The 20355-nt window shown below is 28.1% G+C and carries 18 protein-coding genes, 1 tRNA gene, 1 other RNA gene and 1 riboswitch; of the genes, 18 read left to right on the top strand and 2 right to left on the bottom strand.

The window, feature by feature from the left end; all coding sequences use genetic code 11:
- Positions 1-26 precede the first annotated feature (26 nt).
- From dnaG to QP548_RS00950, 12 genes are all read left to right on the top strand, one after another.
- Positions 27-1814, top strand: coding sequence for a DNA primase (dnaG, locus tag QP548_RS00895; protein ID WP_061428978.1), 1788 nt, complete (start codon positions 27-29; stop codon positions 1812-1814).
- A gap of 26 nt (positions 1815-1840) precedes the next feature.
- On the top strand, positions 1841-2941 hold the full coding sequence (rpoD, locus tag QP548_RS00900) for an RNA polymerase sigma factor RpoD (RefSeq protein WP_003451215.1): 1101 nt from the start codon (positions 1841-1843) through the stop codon (positions 2939-2941).
- 235 nt (positions 2942-3176) lie between these two features.
- Positions 3177-4064 carry a PH domain-containing protein gene (locus tag QP548_RS00905; RefSeq protein WP_061428977.1) on the top strand — a complete coding sequence of 296 codons (888 nt, stop codon included), beginning with the start codon at positions 3177-3179 and terminating at the stop codon, positions 4062-4064.
- 13 nt (positions 4065-4077) lie between these two features.
- Positions 4078-4767 (top strand): tRNA (adenine(22)-N(1))-methyltransferase, encoded by a 690-nt coding sequence (locus QP548_RS00910; protein WP_061428976.1) that lies wholly within the window; start codon positions 4078-4080, stop codon positions 4765-4767.
- The gene (locus tag QP548_RS00915) at positions 4767-5555 is read left to right on the top strand and encodes a Nif3-like dinuclear metal center hexameric protein (protein WP_061428975.1); all 789 of its coding nucleotides are present in this window, start codon (positions 4767-4769) and stop codon (positions 5553-5555) included. The genes QP548_RS00910 and QP548_RS00915 overlap by 1 nt, the downstream gene beginning before the upstream one ends.
- Positions 5556-5694: 139 nt before the next feature.
- Positions 5695-5739, top strand: a riboswitch (PreQ1 riboswitch).
- A gap of 327 nt (positions 5740-6066) precedes the next feature.
- Positions 6067-7047 carry a nucleoside hydrolase gene (locus tag QP548_RS00920; RefSeq protein ID WP_061428974.1) on the top strand — a complete coding sequence of 327 codons (981 nt, stop codon included), beginning with the start codon at positions 6067-6069 and terminating at the stop codon, positions 7045-7047.
- An 18-nt stretch (positions 7048-7065) separates the two neighbouring features.
- The gene (locus QP548_RS00925) at positions 7066-7623 is read left to right on the top strand and encodes an ECF transporter S component (RefSeq protein WP_061428973.1); all 558 of its coding nucleotides are present in this window, start codon (positions 7066-7068) and stop codon (positions 7621-7623) included.
- A gap of 17 nt (positions 7624-7640) precedes the next feature.
- The gene (locus QP548_RS00930) at positions 7641-8330 is read left to right on the top strand and encodes a hypothetical protein (protein ID WP_061428972.1); all 690 of its coding nucleotides are present in this window, start codon (positions 7641-7643) and stop codon (positions 8328-8330) included.
- Between the two features lie 162 nt (positions 8331-8492).
- The gene (locus tag QP548_RS00935; RefSeq protein WP_061428971.1) at positions 8493-8750 is read left to right on the top strand and encodes a hypothetical protein; all 258 of its coding nucleotides are present in this window, start codon (positions 8493-8495) and stop codon (positions 8748-8750) included.
- A 47-nt stretch (positions 8751-8797) separates the two neighbouring features.
- Positions 8798-9144, top strand: an RNA gene (rnpB, locus tag QP548_RS00940) — RNase P RNA component class A.
- Between the two features lie 516 nt (positions 9145-9660).
- Positions 9661-10671, top strand: a complete 1011-nt coding sequence (locus QP548_RS00945; RefSeq protein ID WP_061428970.1) for a phosphodiester glycosidase family protein — start codon at positions 9661-9663, stop codon at positions 10669-10671.
- Between the two features lie 16 nt (positions 10672-10687).
- On the top strand, positions 10688-11737 hold the full coding sequence (locus QP548_RS00950; protein ID WP_061428969.1) for a hypothetical protein: 1050 nt from the start codon (positions 10688-10690) through the stop codon (positions 11735-11737).
- A gap of 123 nt (positions 11738-11860) precedes the next feature.
- Here QP548_RS00950 and QP548_RS00955 read toward each other — a convergent pair whose 3' ends face one another.
- The gene (locus tag QP548_RS00955; RefSeq protein ID WP_061428968.1) at positions 11861-13096 is read right to left on the bottom strand and encodes an aminopeptidase; all 1236 of its coding nucleotides are present in this window, start codon (positions 13094-13096) and stop codon (positions 11861-11863) included.
- Between the two features lie 82 nt (positions 13097-13178).
- Positions 13179-13694, bottom strand: coding sequence for a hypothetical protein (locus tag QP548_RS00960; protein ID WP_061428967.1), 516 nt, complete (start codon positions 13692-13694; stop codon positions 13179-13181).
- A gap of 239 nt (positions 13695-13933) precedes the next feature.
- Here QP548_RS00960 and glsA point away from each other — a divergent pair, with 239 nt between their 5' ends.
- From glsA to QP548_RS00990, 6 genes are all read left to right on the top strand, one after another.
- Complete coding sequence (gene glsA / locus QP548_RS00965) at positions 13934-14851, top strand: glutaminase A (protein ID WP_061428966.1); 918 nt, start codon at positions 13934-13936, stop codon at positions 14849-14851.
- Positions 14852-15269: 418 nt separating this feature from the next.
- Positions 15270-17870, top strand: coding sequence for a DNA polymerase I (polA, locus tag QP548_RS00970; RefSeq protein WP_061428965.1), 2601 nt, complete (start codon positions 15270-15272; stop codon positions 17868-17870).
- 16 nt (positions 17871-17886) lie between these two features.
- Entirely contained in the window at positions 17887-18486 is a 600-nt protein-coding gene (gene coaE / locus QP548_RS00975; protein WP_061428964.1) for a dephospho-CoA kinase, read from the top strand.
- A gap of 9 nt (positions 18487-18495) precedes the next feature.
- Entirely contained in the window at positions 18496-19041 is a 546-nt protein-coding gene (locus tag QP548_RS00980; RefSeq protein ID WP_061428963.1) for a lytic transglycosylase domain-containing protein, read from the top strand.
- Positions 19042-19092: 51 nt separating this feature from the next.
- Positions 19093-20208, top strand: coding sequence for a glycosyl hydrolase family 8 (locus QP548_RS00985; protein ID WP_061428962.1), 1116 nt, complete (start codon positions 19093-19095; stop codon positions 20206-20208).
- Positions 20209-20267: 59 nt separating this feature from the next.
- Positions 20268-20353, top strand: a tRNA-Leu gene (locus QP548_RS00990).
- Positions 20354-20355 lie beyond the last annotated feature (2 nt).

Here is a 20355-nt window from a genome sequence, read left to right on the forward strand (position 1 = left end):
AAATATTAAGAAGGTGAGTAGATTTCTTGCGAATTTCAGAAGAAATTATAGAAAAAGTTAAAGAGCAGAACGATATTGTTGATGTTGTTTCTGATGTGGTAAGACTAAAAAGAGCTGGAAGAAATTTTTCTGGTTTATGTCCATTCCATAATGAAAAAAGTCCATCTTTTAGTGTTTCTCCTGACAAACAAATATTTAAGTGCTTTGGATGTGGGGAAGCTGGAAATGTAATAAGTTTTGTTATGAAAACTAAAAATTTAAATTTTGTAGATGCTGTTAAAGAGTTAGCTGATAGGGCTAATATAATAATACCTATAGAAGATGGTAAGCAAAGCGAATCTCAAAAGAAAAAGCAGGTTTTATATAACATAAATAAGCAAGCTGCAAGATATTACTTTTCTAATCTTCAAAATAATAAGGAAGCTAAGGAATATTTTTTAAGAAGGGGAATAAAAGAAAATATATTAAAAAGCTTTGGTCTTGGATACGCTAAAGAAGGGTGGCAAAATACCATAAACTATCTTAGAAAACAAGGCTTTAGCAATGAAGCTATTGAGGCAGCTGGATTAGGGATTAAGAGTGAAAAGGGAACTTTTTATGATAGATTCAGAAATAGAGTTATTTTCCCTGTATTTGACTACAAAGGAAGTGTAATAGGTTTTGGTGGTAGAGTTTTAGATGATTCTAAACCAAAATATTTAAACTCTCCAGAAACATTAGTCTTTCACAAAGGAACTAATCTATATGCTTTAAACTTTGCTATAAAGCATGGATTACAGGAAAGAACATTAATAATAGTTGAAGGATATATGGATTGTATATCACTTCATCAATATGGAATAACTAATGTAGTTGCTTCTTTAGGTACTGCATTGACAGACAATCAAGCTAGGTTATTAAAAAGGTATGTAGACAGAGTAATAATATCATATGACGCAGATATTGCTGGGCAAATGGCTACTATACGTGGACTTGAGATATTGCAAAATGCAGGATTAGATGTTAGAGTACTAACTGTACCAAAAGGCAAAGATCCAGATGAATTTATAAGAGCTAATGGTAAAGAGGCTTTTATAAAGTTAATTCAATCTGCAAAAAAACTTATAGATTATAAGCTTCATAGAGCTAGAATTGGTATAGATTTTTCAGATAATAATGGATTAATAAAATATGCTGAAAGAGTTGTTAATATACTATCAGATTTAAATCCTATAGAAAAAGATGTCTACATAAAGAGGATTTCAGAAGAAACATCCATAAAAGAACAAGCATTTTATGATTTATTAAATAAAAACTTAATAAATAGTAATAAAAACCATGAAAATGTGAATAATAAGGAAGAATATGGAACAAAATTATATGTAGAACCTCCTTATGTTAAATGTGAAAGAAGTGTTTTAAAACTTCTTTGTATGGAGGAAAACCATTCATTAGTAAAGAAATACTTAGAAGAGGATGATTTAATATCTCCTAATATTAAATCCTTAGAAAAGATAATCAATGATTCAATTGAGGAAATAGGATTTAATAACTTAGGAAAACATGTAGAAGCTAAGTGTGAAGATCCAAAAGTTTTAAAGGAATGGTTAGAAGTAAAAGACTTACTTATTCTAGATCATTCTTCTAATATAGAAGTTCTTGTTAAAGATTATATTAATCTTATTAGAAAATATAAGTTAGAACAGGAACAGACTACTGTACTTAAAGAATTAAAAAGATGTGAACAAAACAATATGTTTAAAGAGTCACTTGATTTAGTAAAAAGAGCTAAAGAAATAAGTGATAAATTAAAAGAACTAGAAAGGAGTAAGTAGTTTTAATGGCGGAAGGAGGTAATAAAATGAAAGCTAAAACAACAAAAGCAAAAAAAGGTGAAGGTAAAGAAAAAGTTGACAAAATGGTCTTAGTAAAAAGACTTATAGATAAAGGTAAAAAAAGCGGTTCATTGACTTACAAGGAGATAATGGATGAGCTTGATGAAATAGAATTAAACCCAGAACAAATAGAAAAAATCTATGAGGTTCTAGAATCAATGGGTATAGAGGTCATAAGTGAAATCGAGCAAGAAGAGGAAGAGGAGGAAGAATTAGATCTTTCTGTTCCAGAAGGTATTGCTATTGATGACCCTGTAAGAATGTACTTAAAAGAAATAGGTAAAGTTCCACTATTATCATCAGAGGATGAAATAGAGCTTGCTAAAAAAATAGAAGAAGGAAGCAACTATGCTAAGAAAAAATTAGCAGAGGCTAACTTAAGACTTGTTGTAAGTATAGCTAAAAGATATGTTGGTAGAGGAATGTTATTCCTAGATCTTATACAAGAAGGTAACTTAGGTCTTATAAAGGCTGTTGAAAAATTTGATTACAGAAAAGGATATAAGTTCTCAACATATGCTACATGGTGGATAAGACAGGCGATAACTAGAGCTATTGCTGACCAAGCAAGAACTATAAGAATACCAGTTCATATGGTAGAAACTATAAATAAACTTATAAGAATACAAAGACAATTAGTTCAAGAGTTAGGAAGAGATCCATTACCAGAGGAATTATCAAAACAAATGGATATGCCAGTAGATAAGGTAAGAGAAATCTTAAAAATAGCTCAAGAACCAGTTTCATTAGAAACTCCAATTGGTGAAGAGGAAGATTCACATTTAGGTGACTTTATACCAGATGATGATGCTCCAGCACCAGCAGAGGCAGCAGCATTTACAATGTTAAAAGAACAATTAATAAATGTTTTAGATACTTTAACTCCTAGAGAGGAAAAAGTATTAAGATTAAGATTTGGATTAGATGATGGAAGAGCTAGAACTCTTGAAGAAGTTGGTAAAGAATTTAACGTAACTAGAGAGAGAATTAGACAGATTGAAGCAAAAGCTTTAAGAAAATTAAGACATCCAAGTAGAAGTAAAAAGTTAAAAGATTATTTAGATTAGTATCTTAAGATTAGTGCCTTAAAGGTGCTAATCTTTTTTTAGTTAATACTTTAAAAAGTTTTAATGTTATATAAGGTGAGAAGTTTTAAATTATATGAAAAGATTCTGAGTTTAAGAAAATGAATAGATAAAAATTATGATTCATATAAAGTATAGAGGTAATAATAAAAGCTAAGAGCTAGTTTCTGAATAAAGCTTTATTTTATGATATAATTACAATGAGGTGAAGTAGTAAATGACAAAATTTAAGGCTAGAAGAGGCCATGGCGTATTTGAAGTCTTGGCATATCTTTTATTAGGAAATGCACTATTAATCATATTAAATAACATAGTGAATGGTTATTTAGAGAGGAACTTAGTAATAGTATCAAGCTTTGTTTATAGCATTGTATGCATTTATTACATTTTACTTGATTTATCCTTAGTTTACGAAGTTAATGATGATTACATTGAAATAAATTGTTTTAAAGGATTAAAAAAATTTAGGATAAATTTTAAAGATGTAAATGGTTTTTTAGAACAAGATAAAGTTATAAATGGATTTAAATTATCTGGTTTTGGAAAACATAAATATTGTTTTGGCAGATGCGTTGTTCATAATGTAGGTCTTGCTCGTATGTTTGTAACTTCTAGTAAGAGGGTTATATATATACATACAGAGGATATAAGTTATGGATTATCTCCAGATGAATTTGAAAAGTTTAAAGATTTAATAGTATCAAAGGGCATAAAGGAAGAAAGTTTCAAGGTAAAAGTTAATAATGCAAGAGCAATAATAAGGGATAAGGGATTTTATATTCCTTTTATAATAACATCCTTATTAATATTAGGCATTATATTAATACCTTCTATATTATATTTATCAGGAGTTATGCCTGATAAAATGCCAATTGATTTTAGTGCACATTTTATACCTTGTACTATTGGAAGTGCGAAGGATTTTGTAGGAAGACAAATTATATATGGAATAATGAATATGATTCTGTTAGTATGTATTTATTATGCAAGTCATTTTTGTGCTAAATATGATAAAAAGTTAGCTCAAAGATATATTTATTTGTCTTTAATAATATCATTGGTGTTTTTAATTTCTCAAATACAAACACTGGTAAATTATTTGTAGAAAGTGGGATAATATGGAGTTAAGTAAGAGATTAAAAAGAATAGCAGAACATGTTGATAAATGTGAAAGTGTAGCTGATATAGGTACAGATCATGGATACATACCTATATATTTAGTTAAAGAAGGAATATGTGAAAAAGCAATAGCTTCAGATATAAATAAAGGACCTATAGAAAAAGCAAAGGTTAATGTTGCTTTTGAAGGGGTTTCAAATAAGATTAAATGTCTTTTAGGACCAGGGCTTAATCCTTTAAAAGTAGGAGAAGTAAATGGAGTTATATTAGCTGGAATGGGTGGAAATCTAACTAGAGATATTTTATTAGCTGATATGGAGAAGGTAAAAAAGTATGATTTTATAATATTACAGCCAGCTCAAAATCCAGAGGTTTTAAGAGAGTTTTTATATAAGAATGATTATGAAATAATAGATGAAGACTTAATTAAAGATGAAGGTAGATTTTATGAATTATTTAAAGTTAAATACAATGAAAATTCAGAAAAACTAGTATTTGAGGATGAATTAGAATATGAAGTAAGTCCTTTATTAAGAGAAAAAAATCATCCATTATTTAAGGAATTTATAGAAGAAAAAATAAATAGATGTGAGACTATATTAAGTTTTATAAAAGAAGATACAGAGGCTGCTAAGAAGAGAAAAAGCGATTTAGAAGAAAAGATAAATAAACTTAAGGGGATGTTATAATGAAATTAAATGACATTATAAATATAATAGAAGATATTGCCCCAGTTAATTTAAAAGAAGGCTTTGATAATGTAGGTCTTATGGTTGGGGACAGAGAAAAAAATATAACTAAGGTTTTATTAGCTTTAGATTGTACTGAAGAGGTTATTAAAGAGGCTAAGGAAATTGGTGCAGAGCTTATTTTAACTCATCATCCACTTTTATTTAGAAAGCCAAGTACAATAACAACAGACACTCTATTAGGTAGAAAAATTATAAGCTTAATAAAAAATGATATAAATCTTTATTCAGCGCACACTAACTGGGACTCAGTTAAAGGCGGGTTAAATGATACCTTAGTTGAAACCTTAGGATTTAATGAAGGAATCATAATGGATAAAAGTCCAGTTGATTCTGAGGCTGGAATTGGTAGAGTAGTAGAGTTAACTAAGAAAATGACTGTTCTAGAAATAATAAACCTTATAAAATCATCTTTAGGTATTAAGAATTTAAGATATGCAGGAGATTTAAATGAAGTTATTAAGAAAATTGCTATTGTAAATGGCAGTGGGCAAGATTTCTTTGGAGATGCAAAAAAACTTAGGGCAGATCTAATAATAACTGGGGATACAACATATCATTTTGTTTCAGATTATAAGGAAATGGGATTAAATATTCTAGATATAGGACATTTCAATTCAGAGTGGCCTGTTTTAATTAAGGTAAGTGAAAAAGTAAAAGAAAAATTAGATTCAGATGTGGAATTTATTATTTCAAAAGAGGCTAAAGATCCCTTTGAATTCATATAATTTTTTTAGTATATAATATTACAATTAAAACATAATATTGGATAAATAACATTATTTGAATTTATGTGATTTTATTATATAATAGGTATGGTGTGGTATTACGCCATACCTAAAATTTTATAAAAAAATCCAATGTAATTTGGTAGAGGTTCGTAACCATCCCTCTATAAAAAACTAAGGGCTGTAACTGTATTATAGGATAGTTATACTCTTTAGTATGCCTGTAATATAGTTTTTATTATTTTTAGGCTGAATTTATAAGCTTTTTTGTAAGTGAATGTGGATTTTTAAATAGCTATTAATAACTAACTTAAATTTTAATTAAGATTATTAAAAAGTATAAATGAAGAGTTAAATTATGTTTTTAATAGGTGATTAATTTTTTTAGGATTATTATAAAGCTTAGTAAGATGAATTTTAAAATTTATCTTAGTAAAAAGATAGTTATAAGGAAGCTTAAAGATAATAACAGTTCCTTTTGGTGAAGTTAAATCAAAGGGAGGAAATTAAAATGGATAAGAGAAAGGTAATTATTGATTGTGATCCAGGGATAGATGATGCTTTAGCCATTATTCTTGCATTAAAGTCAAAAGAGATTGAGGTTATAGGAATAACCACTGTATCAGGAAATGTTGAAAGTTTACAGGGAGCTAAAAATGCCTTAAAGGTACTTAAGCTTTTAGGTAGATTGGATATTCCTGTTTACTTAGGAGAAAGTAAGCCAGTTAAAAGAGAGCTTGTAACAGCACAGGATACTCATGGGGAAGATGGCTTAGGAGAAACTTTTTTAGAAGAGGTCTCTAGTGAATATATTAGAGAAAATGGTGTTGATTTTATTTTAAATACTTTAAAAAATGAGGAGAATGTTAGTATTATTGCTCTTGGACCCCTAACAAACCTATGTAGAGCTATAGAGAAGGATTCAGAAACTTTCCATAGAGTTAAGGAAATAGTTTCTATGGGTGGAGCTTATAAAAGCCATGGAAATTGTTCACCAGTAGCTGAATTTAATTACTGGGTAGATCCTCATGGGGCAAGAGAGTTTCTAAAAAAGTTTAATGGTGAATTTACTATGGTTGGTTTAGATGTTACAAGAGAGATAGTTTTAACACCAAATTTAAGAGAAATGATACATCAATTTAAAGATGAAATTGGTGATTTTATATATGATATTACTAGATTCTACGTTGATTTCCATTGGGAACAAGAGAGAACACTTGGATGTGTTATAAATGACCCCTTAGCAGTAGAGTATTTTATAAATAGAGAGCTTTGTGATGGATTTAAGGCTTATGTGGACATAGCTTGCGAAGATATATCAATGGGGCAAAGTGTTGTTGATGTTGCAGATTTTTATAAGAGAAGAAAAAATGTATTTGTCTTAGATAAAGTTAATAGCAAAGAATTTATGGTAAGTTTTCTTAATAAAATATTCCAAAGCCATAAAGAGGATATTAAAAATGTACTTAATAATCCAAAGTATGGTATTTAATAGGGAGGGAATATTAATATGAGAAATTCAAAAAGTTTAAAGTTAACAATAATGGGAATAGGAATAGCATTAAATATAATTGGAGCTTTTATAGCCTTAAATTTAAGATTACCTATTTATTTAGATTCTATAGGTACAATTATGGTTGGATTTGTATTAGGACCTGTTTATGGAATGGTAACTGGAGTCTTAGGAAGTGTGGTTAGTGGAATAACCTTTGATATATATTCTTTATATTTTGCACCAGTTCAAATATTTACTGGATTTTTTGCAGGATATTTTTATGAAAAAGGGCTTATGAAAGGAAAGAAATTATTTTTAAGCGTCTTTGTAATGACTCTATTTGTAAGTTTTACAGGAGCTTGTTTAACTGCCTATATATTTGGTGGTATTACTTCATCAGGTTCTAGTTATATAATAGTTATTTTAAATAATTTAGGGATTAACCCTGTGGTAAGTGCTTTTATAACACAATTTTTAACAGATTATTGTGATAAATTAGTAGCAGTTTTAATAATGTTACAGGTTGTTGTAAGATTGCCTAAAAATATTTTGTTAAGAGTACAGAATAATTAAATGGAGATGAAAAAATTTTGGATAGATATAATGTTATAGATAATAAAAATAATAGAGAGATAGTTCTTCTAAAATCTTTTCCTTGTGTATGGGGAAAGTGTGCCTTTTGTGATTATATAGAAGATAACTCAAAAAATACTGAAGAGATAATAAAATTAAATAAAGAAGTTCTTAGCAATGTAAAAGGAATTTATGGCGTTCTAGAAGTAATAAACTCTGGAAGTGTTTTTGAACTTCCAAAGGAAACCTTAGAAGAGATAAAAAGGATTGTGGAGTTTAAAAATATTAAAAAACTTTTCTTTGAAGCACATTGGTGTTATAGAAATAGATTAAAAGAAATAGAAGAATATTTTGGGGTTCCTATAATATTTAAAACTGGTATTGAAACCTTCGATGATCATTTTAGAAATGATATTTTAAACAAGAATGCTAGATTTAATGATGTAGAAGAAGTAAAAAAATACTTTAAGTCAATATGCTTAATGGTTGGAATAAAGGGCCAAACTAAGGATATGATAAAAAGAGATATGGACATACTTTTAAATAATTTTAAGTATGGAACAGTTAATATATGGACTGAAAACACAACTTCTTTTAAAAGGGATGAGGAGCTTATTAAATGGTTTGAAAAAGAGTATTCTTTCTTAAAAGATAATAAAACCATAGAAGTATTATTTGAAAATACAGATTTTGGAGTAGGAGATTAGTATTTTTAGATATAAATACATTAAATTATTATAATAATATAAATAAATATAATATAGAAACATAATTTTATAATAAACTTTTAAGAAAAAGAACTTGTTTTATGGAGAAAACAAGTTCTTTTTCATATAATGGTGTATAAGTAATACTTAGGGTGGAGAATTATGTGGTCCAATTTTGGAAATAGATTTAATGGAGACTGCTTTAAAGACTTAAGGAGAGATTTCAATAGATTAATTAGAAATTTTAGAAGAAATGCTTGTAAAAGGTGGCTTATTAATAATTGTTATTTCAGGAATGCCTTAAAGTGGGGGGCTGTAGGTGGCATATTAACTTTCCTTATAATAAGTCAAATAGGAGTTCCTTTAGCAATTGTTTGTATTGGAATAGTAGCAATATTTGTGATTTGTAATAAATGGTAGAAAAAATAATTTGAAAAAAATAAGTATATATGTTAATATTAATCTTGCGAGTAAGCCAGACAATCGCTGCTAGTCTTAGAACTAGGAGAGGAAAGTCCGAGCTCCATAGGGCAGGATGCTGGATAACGTCCAGTGGAGGTGACTCTAAGGATAGTGCAACAGAAATAAACCGCCTAGATTTATCTAGGTAAGGGTGGAAAGGTGAGGTAAGAGCTCACCAGGGTATAGGTGACTATACTGCTATGTAAACCCCATCTGGAGCAAGACCAAATAGGAGGACATATAGGGGCTGCCCGTCCCGTCCTCGGGTGTGTCGCTTGAGCCTATCGGCAACGGTAGGCCTAGATAGATGATTGTCAAATACAGAACTCGGCTTATAGACTTATCTCGTATTTATAAAACACTAGGTTATAATACCTAAGTGTTTTTTTATTTTACAAAAAAATATACTAATAGTTTCTTTCCTTATTAACTTTAATCTTACAGTATTAATTTAATTTTATTGGATATATCTAATAGAGGAGATTACAAATTTGAAAGGAATTCGTAATTTAGAAAAATATGAATTCATAACTAATAAATTCATAAGTGTTTTGTAAGAATTTAAAGGAGTCGAAACGAATGAAAAAAGTATTTGAGATTATAAAAGTTATATTTTTTGTTTTATTTTTAGGATATGATGAAAGAAAATTTAATTTATAGATAAAAATTATATTAATAGCTATTTATGAATTAATTATGAGATTTTTAAAAAAATAGATAATTTTAATAAATAAAATAGAACTTTGTAATAATATTGTATTAAAAATAATGTATAATAGATAGGTGATATTTTAAAAACAATAGAATGTAAGGGTTAGTTGGTTTAAATTACAGATGAAATTTAATTATTTTAAATTAAGGAGGAAAAATGGGGAGAGATAGTAGAAAGAAGAGGAGAAGTAAAAAGAAGTGGAAGACAATAGCAATGTTTATTGCTTTTGAATTTATATTCACTGCTGTTACAGCACCTTTTATACTTTTATATGGACCATTTGAAAATGCTAAAAGGACTTATGTAGGGGCAGCCATGACTAGCTTTAGTCATCAGTGGATGGCAACTACATTTTTATCAGATGAAAAAATTAATGAGATATTAAATTCTAATATTGAAGATACAAATACAAATCATAAAAATACAAATATAAATACAAATGTTAATTTACCAACTAAACATGATAATAGTATAGAATTATACTCTTTTGAAAACTTTAAATATAGTGGATATTATATAGTAGTAAAAGATCCTACTAGAGTAAAAATAGGAGTTTCTAAATATCTTGGAGAAGAAGGACAAACTACTTCTGAAATAGCCAAGGAATACAATGCTGTTGCGGCTGTAAATGGAGGAGCTTTTACAGATAAATCTAGTACTGCTCAATGGACTGGTAATGGTGGAACTCCTGCTGGAATAGTTATATCAGAAGGGAAATTGGTTTATAAAGATGTACCAGACGATGAAAAAATTGAGTTAGTTGGAATAACAAAAGAAGGAAAAATGATTGCAGGTATGTATTCATTTAATAATCTTAAAGAATTAAATGTTAAGGAAGCTGTAAGTTTTGGACCTGTTTTAGTTAAAGAAGGAGAACCTACACCTATGAAAGGTGATGGTGGATGGGGAGTTGCTCCAAGAACTGCTATGGGACAAAGAGCTGATGGATCAATAGTAATGTTAGTTATTGATGGTAGAAGTTTAACAAGTGGAGGAGCTACTTTAAAGGAATTACAGGAAGTGTTATTAAATACTTGTAATGTAGTTACTGCTATAAACCTTGACGGAGGTAAATCAACTACTATGTACTTAAATGGAAAAGTAATAAATAATCCAGCATCAAATGTAGGAGAGAGATCTATTCCTTCAGCTATAATAGTAAAATAACAAAGAGGAGAATTTTATGGATAAATTAAAGCAATTTTTAAAGTGGGGACTATTGTCTGTAATTTTACAATGCTTAGTTTTATTTGTTTTTGATAAATTTTATTTTAAGTTAAATTCTGATGTAAATGTAAAAGCTATAGATATAGCTAGTCAACATACAAAAGAGAATAATGATGTAAAATTACCAGGGAATATGATGGATAAAAAGATATCTTATGATGGAGAATATATAGCATATTTAAATAATAATGATGAACTTAAAGTATTTAATACTCTTAAAGAGGATGAAATTAATGTTGATATAGAAAATGAAAAAGCATCCTATTATACTTGGCTTAGAGATAGAAATAGACTTATTGTAATTACAAATATTAAATATAATAATAAAAAGAATACAGTTAATTTATATTCTATTGATGTAGATACCAATAAAACTAAAAAAATTGAACTTGGTAATATGAATTCTTCTTATAAAGTTAATGAGATAACAGTTTCAACTAAAACAGGAGTTATATACATTGAATTTAAGAATGAAGATACAAAAGAGTCTATAGTTAAGAGAATAGATAACAATGATGATGTAACTGATGTAAAGCTAGTAACTAATTCACCAGGAAATATTGAAATAATGCCAAGGGCAGATAGATTAGTATATGACAGTGAAAAGGAATCAGGAATATATCTTACACAACCAAATAAGAAATTAGGAATTAATCCTGTATATAAAGTTAGACTTTTAGGTGTTGATGAAACTGGGAATATATACTTTGGGGAAATAAAAGACAATAAGGTATTTAAAATAGTTTATGGAAATGTAGAAAAGCCAATTGATACTTGGAACAAAATACCTCTAGAAAAAAACTTAGAGCTAAATAACATCCATATAGGAAAGGATGGAGAAATATACGTTTTAGAAGAAGAACAAAAGATTGTTAAAGATATTAAAAATGGAAAAGAGTATAAATATGAAGGTGACTTCTTACAAATGTATTCTAATGGATTTGCAACAATTATAAATGGAAATAAACTTCATAGAGTATATTTTGATTCATCTCAAAATACTTAGTGGAAATATTATATAGAATCTAAAATGGATTTAAAATAGTTGATATAAAAAAGGCAAAGAATAATTTACATTAAATAAGTTATTCTTTGCCTTTTACTTTAAATTAGCATATGTTTTTAAATATTAAAATGCCCAGTTACCATCTTTAAATACTGGAATTTCAATATTATCATGAGTTAAACCTGTGATTTTTAAATCTTTAGTTCCTATCATGAAATCTACATGAGTTAATGAATCATTAGCCCCAGCTTTTTCAAGTTCTTCATTAGTCATATTTTCACCATCTTTTATGCATAGAGAATATGCTTTACCAAAAGCTAAATGACAAGAAGCATTTTCATCATATAGAGTGTTGAAGAAAATTATTCCTGAGTTTGATATAGGAGAATTATAAGGAACAAGAGCTACTTCTCCTAAGTATTTAGCACCTTCATCAGTATCTAGAAGATGTTTTAAAGTATCGTATCCTTTTTCAGCTGTGAAATCAACAACTTTTCCATCTTTAAAAGTAACTGAGAAATTATCTATTAAATTTCCACCGTAGTTTAAAGGTTTAGAACTAAATACTATTCCATTAACTCCAAACTTAGAAGGCATAGAGAATACTTCTTCAGTAGGCATATTAGCTATGAATTCAACCCCACCTTGAGTATATTCAGCTCCACCAGCCCAAAGGTGATTTTCTGGTAATTCTATAGTTAAATCAGTTCCAAGTGAATTTTCAAAATGAAGTGATTTTAAATTCTTTTCATTTAAATAATCCATATGGTATTTTAATGTTTCTTTATGTTTATTCCAAGCTTCAACAGGGTTATCTGTATCAACTCTAACTATTTTAAAGATTTCATTCCATAATTTGTCCACTGCTTCTTCTTCAGGTAAATCAGAGAAAACTTTTTTAGCCCAAGCTTTAGTTGGAATAGAAACTATTGACCATGCGTTTTTATTGCTCATTAACATTTCACTAAATTCTTTTAAAGCTGTACTTGATGATTTTCTAAAGGCTGCTATCTTTGCAGGGTCTATATTTTTTAGAAGTTCAGGATCAGAGGCAGAAATACTTAAGAAGCAAGCTCCTTCTTTAGCATAGCTTAATCTTGATTCTTTCATCCAATCTGGGAAGTTTTCAAAAACTTCTAATGGAGAGTGTTCATATTTAATTTTGCCGCATATTTCATCATTCCATTGAACAACAACATCCTTTGCTCCTTTTTCATAAGCAGATTTAACAAGCATTCTTGTAAAGTCTGCACATTCTACAGGAGAAGATATAACAAGGGTTTGACCCTCTTGAACATTTACTCCTATATGAGTAGCTAACTTTGCATAATTTTCTAACATGCTCTCAAATTTGTTCATAATATCAGTCCTTTCTTTACAAATTCTTACCATTATTATAATGCAGTAAAATTTATAAAACAATTAATTAAAAAAGATTATTTTATAAAAGTCCATTTATTTTCATGATAAGGTCGTAATATAAGTCGCCTTCTTCAGAAGTACAACCATAATCTATTAAATAATAGGTATCATTTATAATTCCCCAAGAACTGTGAACATATAAATCTTCTTTAAATAGAAAATATTTTTCTCCAAGGGTATAAATATCTTCTTCTATAGAATTTTCTTCACGCAATTTTTTTAAATCAACAAAAGTTTTTCTTCTTATGTTAGGGAAAATCTCAGCCCTAGGCATTATTAAAATCCTTTTATTATAAAGAAGTACAGGACATAAATATCTTTTTAGCTTATAAGGAGCATTTTTAAAAATATAGGATTCAACAAAATTTTGATGGAGACCATCTTCACCCTTAGCAACTTTAACAACTAAATTTTTATTTAAAGCAAAAACTTTTCTTGCGATTCCCTCTCCTAAAAAAGTAAATCTCTTTTTATATTCTTTCATTGGAAGGTTGGTTAGATATTTCATAAGTATATTAATATCATCTATATCCATAATAAAAAAACCTCAAAGCTTTTTATTATATATTCTATGAAGGAACTTTAATAAAAGTTGATTGAAGTAATATATTATTGGAATAATAAACATAAATTACTAATATTTTTTCTTGTAGTACATATAGAACATAAAAGTATTTTAAAAGATTTATAATAATTCGTTGAAAATGTTATAATGTTTATATATTAATTATTAATTTATTGAATAAAAAAAATTAAACTAAGGAGCGAACAAAAGTGAAAAATTTTCTTGAGAGTTTAATAGAAAATAATAGACAATATGTTGAACATGGAAAACTAGCATCTTATATTCCAGAATTAGAAAAAGCTAATAAAGAAGATTTAGGTATATATATAGTTACTCTTGATGGAAAAGAGGTAGGGGCAGGAGAGTATGAGAAAAAATTTACTATTCAGAGTATATCAAAAGTAATAACTTTAATGCTTGCAATATTAGATAACGGAAAAGATAGAGTCTTTTCAAGAGTAGGTGTTGAACCAACTGGAGATAGTTTTAATAGTATAGTAAGTTTAGAGAGAAAGCCTTCTAAAAAACCTTTTAACCCTATGGTTAATTCAGGAGCTATATTAACAACATCTTTAATTGAAGGTGATAGTGAAGAGGAAAAGTTTGAGAGAATTTTAGAATTTACTAGAAAAGTAACAGGAAATGATGATATTCAATTAAATGAAGATGTTTATTTATCTGAAAAGGAAACTGGAGATAGAAATAGAGCTTTAGCATACTTTATGAAAAGTAATGGAGTTATAGAAGGAAATATAGATGATATATTAGATTTATATTTTAAACAATGTTCTTTAGAAGTTAATGCTAAAGATTTAGCTAGATTTGGTGCTATGCTTGCTAATGATGGAGTATTACCTTGGAATGGAGAAAGAGTAATATCTAGAGAAATTTGCAGAATAATAAAAACAATAATGGTTACTTGTGGTATGTATGATGATTCAGGAAAATTTGCTGTACATATAGGAATTCCAGCTAAGAGTGGAGTTGGTGGCGGAATAATGGCTGCTGTTCCAAGAAGAATGGGAATAGGTATTTTTGGCCCTTCTTTAGATGATAAGGGAAATAGTATAGCAGGAACACATGTTATGAAGGATTTATCTGAGGAATTAGATTTAAGTATTTTCTAAAATGTGTTAATATTATTAGAACTAATGGGAAAAATCATTAAAAGAGATGATTGTTTAAAAACTTTAAAAATAAAATTATAAATATATTACGAGAATTACTAGATTTTAAGTGAAAGTCCAAATTTTAATTTGGTTCTTGAACTTATACAATGGAACTTTAGTTACATTGTAGTCATTATTTATAGCAATTACTTCTAATAATTTGTTAAAGCGAAAAAACTCCCTTCGGTCAAACAGATTTCGCTTATTACGCAAATTATTATACGTAATAGCTTAAATTCTAAAATTCATCTAGATATTCTCTTCATATTATTTATAATTTTATTTTAACTACTTTTTACAGAGTAGATTAGAAGTGAAATTTATTAATAGTAAAGTTTTTTGTTAGATTAATAGAATAATATATTGGAGGATTAGAATGAAAAGATTATTGATATTAGACGGGAACAGTCTTTTAAATAGAGCCTTTTATGCTGTGCCTTTGCTTAGCAATAGTGAAGGAACTCATACAAATGCTATTTATGGTTTTACAAATATGCTTTTTAAGATGAGAGAGGATATAAAACCTGATTATATAGTTTGTACTTTTGATAAAAAAGCACCAACTTTTAGACATTTAGAGTATGGGGATTATAAGGCTGGAAGAAAGAAAATGCCTCCTGAATTAGCAGAACAATTTCCAATTGTTAAGGAAATGCTAAAGTTATTTTCAATAACAACTTACGAATTAGATGGCTTCGAAGCAGATGATATTATAGGAAGTTTAGCTAAGGTGGCTGAAGGTGAAGGAATCGAAGTTTATATTATGACTGGAGATAAGGATGCCCTTCAGCTAGCAGCTAAGGATATAAACGTATGTATAACTAAGAAGGGTGTTTCTGAAATAGAAGTCTATAACTATGATAGAATGGTTGAAGAGTATGGAGTTACTCCTACTCAGTTCATAGATGTTAAAGGACTTATGGGAGATAAATCTGATAATATTCCAGGGGTACCAGGAGTAGGGGAAAAAACAGCCTTTAAATTAATAAAAGAGTATGGTTCAGTAGAGGCAGTTTTAGAAAATATAGATAACATAAGTGGTAAAAAGTTAAAAGAAAATTTAACTGAGTACAGCGAACAGGCTATATTCTCTAAAAAGTTAGCTACTATTATGACTAATGTTCCTATAGATTTTGATTTAGATGAGATTAAATCAAAGGATGATTATAATAAAGATCAGTTAAAAGCTTTATTTACAAAGCTTCAAATGAAATCTATATTAGATAAATTATCAAATGGAGAAAAAGAAGAGCCAGAAATAGAAGTTAAAATAACTAATATAGAAAGTAATAAAGAATTAGAAGATTTATTTAAGAATATAAACGAAGAAGTATATATTAATTTTACTTACTTAAATAAAGAAAAGTATTCTACTATAGAGATTGATAAAATATTTATTAATTATGATGAGAAAAATTATTTAATTAACTTTAAAGAGTTAGTAAAAGAAGAGGAGAATATTAAATCCTTTAAAGAATTTTTTGAGAATGAAGCTATATTAAAAAATGGCTATAGTATAAAAAATGCCTTAACAGCATTAAAAAAATTAGGAATAGATTTTAATGGATTAGCCTTTGATTGTGAATTAGCAGCATATTTAATAGATTCATCTAAGGGAGAATATACTCTTTTATCATTAATAAATAACTATCTTTCAAAATTCCCTAATGTAAAAGAGGGAGAGGAAGACCTAGTTGGAATTTCATTTATGAAAGAGTTGACTTTAGTTTTAAAGAAAAAGATAGAAGAAGAGAAAATGGAAAGACTTATGTATGATATTGAGCTTCCTTTAGAAACAGTTTTATCTTCTATGGAATCAATAGGATTTAAAGTAAATAAAGATATTTTAGATGAGCTATCTATTAAGTTTAAAAGAGAGTTAGAGGAAACACAAAAAGAGATCTTTGAACTTGCAGATGAAGAGTTCAACATAAATTCTCCAAAACAATTAGGTAAGATATTATTTGAAAAATTAGATTTACCAGTTATAAAGAAAACTAAAACTGGCTATTCAACTAACGCAGAAGTTTTAGAAAAGCTTAAGGACAAACATCCTATAATAGAAAAAATAACATATTTTAGACAGCTTTCAAAAATATATTCAACTTATGTTGAAGGATTAAAGTCTGTTATAGATACAGATGGGTCTATACATTCAACATTTAATCAAACTGTAACTACTACAGGTAGACTTTCATCAACAGAGCCTAACCTTCAAAATATACCTATAAAATATGAAATGGGTAGAGAAATAAGAAAGGTATTTATACCAAAAGAAGAAGGGGATTTATTAATATCAGCTGACTACTCACAAATAGAACTTAGAGTTTTAGCTCATATTTCTGGTGATGAAAATATGATAAATGCATTTAATCATCATTCAGATATACACACTAAGACTGCTTCTGAAGTATTTAAAGTGCCAGTTGAAGAGGTAACTCCATTAATGAGAAGTAGAGCTAAGGCTGTAAACTTTGGTATAGTATATGGAATAAGTGACTTTAGTCTTTCACAGGATTTAAATATTCCAAGAAAAGAAGCTAAAGAATATATGGATATATATTTTGAAAGGTATCCAAAAATTAAAGAGTATATTTCTAAGGTTATTGAAGAGGCTCAAACAAAGGGATATGTATTAACTATGTTAAATAGAAGAAGATATATACCTGAAGCAAATGCTTCAAATAAAATAGTAAAAGCCTTAGGAGAAAGACTTGCAATGAATGCTCCAATACAAGGAACAGCAGCAGATATAATAAAACTTGCTATGGTAAATGTATATAACAAGTTAAAAGAATTAAATTTAAATAGTAAGTTAATATTACAGGTTCACGATGAACTTATAATAAATGTTGTAAAAGGAGAATTAGATATTGTTAAGAAACTTCTAAAAGAGGAAATGGAAAATACAATTAAATTAAGTGTACCATTAGATGTTGATGTTAATGTTGGAGAAGATTGGTATAAGTTAAAATAAGGAGGGTACTGATTCTATGATTAAAGTAGGCCTTACAGGAGGAATATGCTCAGGTAAAAGCACTATTTCTTCTATGATAAAAGAGGCAGGAATACCAGTTATAGATGCAGATATTATTGCAAGAGAAGTATTAGAAAAATACCCAGATATACTTTTAAGGGTAAGAGCTACTTTTGGAGGTCATTTCTTTGATTGGAGAGGTGATTTTAGAAGAAGAGAGTTTGGAAACCATATTTTTAGATTTCCAAAGGAAAGAATAAAGTATGAAGAAATCATAATGCCTTATATAAAAGAGGAAATAGAGATTAAACTTAAAGAATATGAAAAAATAAATACTAAGCTTGTAGTTGTAGATGGGGCAACCTTAATAGAAAATGATATGCATAAAGATATGGATATGCTTATTCTAGTTTGGGTAGATAAAAGTAGCCAAATAGAAAGAATGGGATTTAGAGATAAGCTTAGCAAAGGGGAAGCTATAAATAGAATAAATTCTCAATTAAGTCTTGAAAGAAAAAAAGATTATGCTAACATAATAATTGATAATAGTGGTAATTTAATTAAAACAAAGGAACAAATTGATGATTTGTTAGAATTTTTTACTTTATACCAGTAGGAGAGTTATATGAAGAAAATTATAAGGCTAGTTATAATTGTTTTAGCCATATATTTACTATTTTTAGGGAGTGGATATATATTAAAAAATGTTATATTTCCACTAAAATATATGAATTATGTAGAGAAATATAGTAAAGAATATAATTTGGATCCTTATTTTGTTATGGCGGTTATGAAAGCAGAAAGTAACTTTGATGAAGATGCTAAATCTAATAAGGATGCAAGAGGGCTTATGCAAATTACCACCTCTACTGGAAAGTGGATAGCTGAAAAGCAAGGGATTATTGATTTCAATACCGATTTATTATTAGAGCCAGAAGTTAATATAAGGTTTGGATGTTGGTATTTGAATAATCTGCATAAAGAGTTTGGAGATTGGGACCTTGTAATTGCAGCTTACAATGCAGGAAGAGGACGGGTTCAAGAATGGCTTAATAGTACTGAACATTCTGATGATGGAAAAAATCTTACTTATATACCATTCAAAGAAACTGACAAATATGTTAAAAAAGTAAATGTTTATTACAATATATATAGGTCACTTTATTCTTAAGTGACCTATGTATTTTAATATACTATGGATAAAGCTTTGGGAGGGGATGTTTTGAAAAAATGGCTAATAGCTATAGGTGGTATTTTAATAATTGCTATTTTTATATTATTTTTTAATAGAGAGTATTTAAAACCGGTACATATGGATGTTAATTGGAATGATAATTTTAATCCACCAGAAGAAAAAATGCTTTTTGATTTTATAGAGAAGGATTTAAGTAAAAGTGGATATGGAATATATACAAATTATATAGATAAAAGTTCAGAAGGAGATATAACTAAGGGTCACTCAGTATTATCAGAGTCAGAGGGGCTTATGATGTTATATTCAGTAAATGCTAATAATAAAGAATTATTTGATGAGCATTTTGACATAGTAAAAGGAATGAGGCTAAAAAATGGACTTATTAGCTGGAGAAAAGAAGGAAATGAAAATTCCCCTTCCTCTGCAACCATAGATGAACTTAGAATAATAAAAGCTCTTCTTTTAGCTAACAACAGATGGAATAGTTTTTATTATAAATTTTATGCTATAAATATTGCTAACTCTTTACTTAAACATGCAGAAGAAAATGAAACTTTAGTAGATTATATAGATAACTATGGAAAAGGTAATACAACTACTTTATGTTATTTAGACTTACCTACTATGAAATTATTGAGTCAAGTAGATAAGAAGTGGGAAGGAATTTATGAAAAATCTAACAGTATAATAGAAAATGGAAAAATATCTGAAGAGGTTCCTTTATACAGAAAAGTATTCTATGAAGAAACTCAAAAATATGATGAAGAAGAAAATGTTGATTTCTTATTATCTACAATAGTAATTTTAAATAGAATTGAAGCTGGAGAAAATGAAGAAGCATCTATTAAATGGATAAAAGAAAAGTTTAAGAAAGATGGATTCTTAGTAGCTACATACAATACTAAAAATGGAGATGCTACCTCACAGATTGAATCTCCATCAATATACTCTAATGTAGCTTTAATAGCAAATCACATTGGAGATAAGGAGTTATTTAATAAGGCCATAGATAAATTAAAATATTATCAAATAAAAAATAAAGATAGTGTACTTTATGGTGGATTTGGAGATGAAAAGACAAATAGCGTATATTCTTTTGATAATTTAAATGCACTACTAGCTTTTCAAAAATATAAGGATTAAAATAATAAGTAATAATATAAATAATATTGTTCATATACTTAAAATGGACAATATTTTATGCAGATATGGTGGAATGGCAGACACGATATCTTGAGGGGGTATTACTTCTAGGAGTGTGCGGGTTCAAGTCCCGCTATCTGCACCAAT

The organism is Clostridium sp. UMB9555A, from assembly GCF_030222355.1.
Classification (GTDB): Bacteria; Bacillota; Clostridia; order Clostridiales; family Clostridiaceae; genus Sarcina; species Sarcina perfringens.

Excerpts from the sequence above, each read along its gene's own strand:
- QP548_RS00920 (WP_061428974.1), top strand. The coding sequence starts at position 6,067 with ATGGATAAGAGAAAGGTAATTATTGATTGTGATCCAGGGATAGATGAT.
- QP548_RS00905 (WP_061428977.1), top strand. The coding sequence starts at position 3,177 with ATGACAAAATTTAAGGCTAGAAGAGGCCATGGCGTATTTGAAGTCTTG.
- QP548_RS00950 (WP_061428969.1), top strand. The coding sequence starts at position 10,688 with ATGGATAAATTAAAGCAATTTTTAAAGTGGGGACTATTGTCTGTAATT.
- QP548_RS00980 (WP_061428963.1), top strand. The coding sequence starts at position 18,496 with ATGAAGAAAATTATAAGGCTAGTTATAATTGTTTTAGCCATATATTTA.
- polA (WP_061428965.1), top strand. The coding sequence starts at position 15,270 with ATGAAAAGATTATTGATATTAGACGGGAACAGTCTTTTAAATAGAGCC.
- QP548_RS00960 (WP_061428967.1), bottom strand. The coding sequence starts at position 13,694 with ATGGATATAGATGATATTAATATACTTATGAAATATCTAACCAACCTT.
- QP548_RS00935 (WP_061428971.1), top strand. The coding sequence starts at position 8,493 with ATGTGGTCCAATTTTGGAAATAGATTTAATGGAGACTGCTTTAAAGAC.
- QP548_RS00910 (WP_061428976.1), top strand. The coding sequence starts at position 4,078 with ATGGAGTTAAGTAAGAGATTAAAAAGAATAGCAGAACATGTTGATAAA.
- QP548_RS00955 (WP_061428968.1), bottom strand. The coding sequence starts at position 13,096 with ATGAACAAATTTGAGAGCATGTTAGAAAATTATGCAAAGTTAGCTACT.
- QP548_RS00925 (WP_061428973.1), top strand. The coding sequence starts at position 7,066 with ATGAGAAATTCAAAAAGTTTAAAGTTAACAATAATGGGAATAGGAATA.
- QP548_RS00945 (WP_061428970.1), top strand. The coding sequence starts at position 9,661 with ATGGGGAGAGATAGTAGAAAGAAGAGGAGAAGTAAAAAGAAGTGGAAG.
- QP548_RS00915 (WP_061428975.1), top strand. The coding sequence starts at position 4,767 with ATGAAATTAAATGACATTATAAATATAATAGAAGATATTGCCCCAGTT.
- rpoD (WP_003451215.1), top strand. The coding sequence starts at position 1,841 with ATGAAAGCTAAAACAACAAAAGCAAAAAAAGGTGAAGGTAAAGAAAAA.
- coaE (WP_061428964.1), top strand. The coding sequence starts at position 17,887 with ATGATTAAAGTAGGCCTTACAGGAGGAATATGCTCAGGTAAAAGCACT.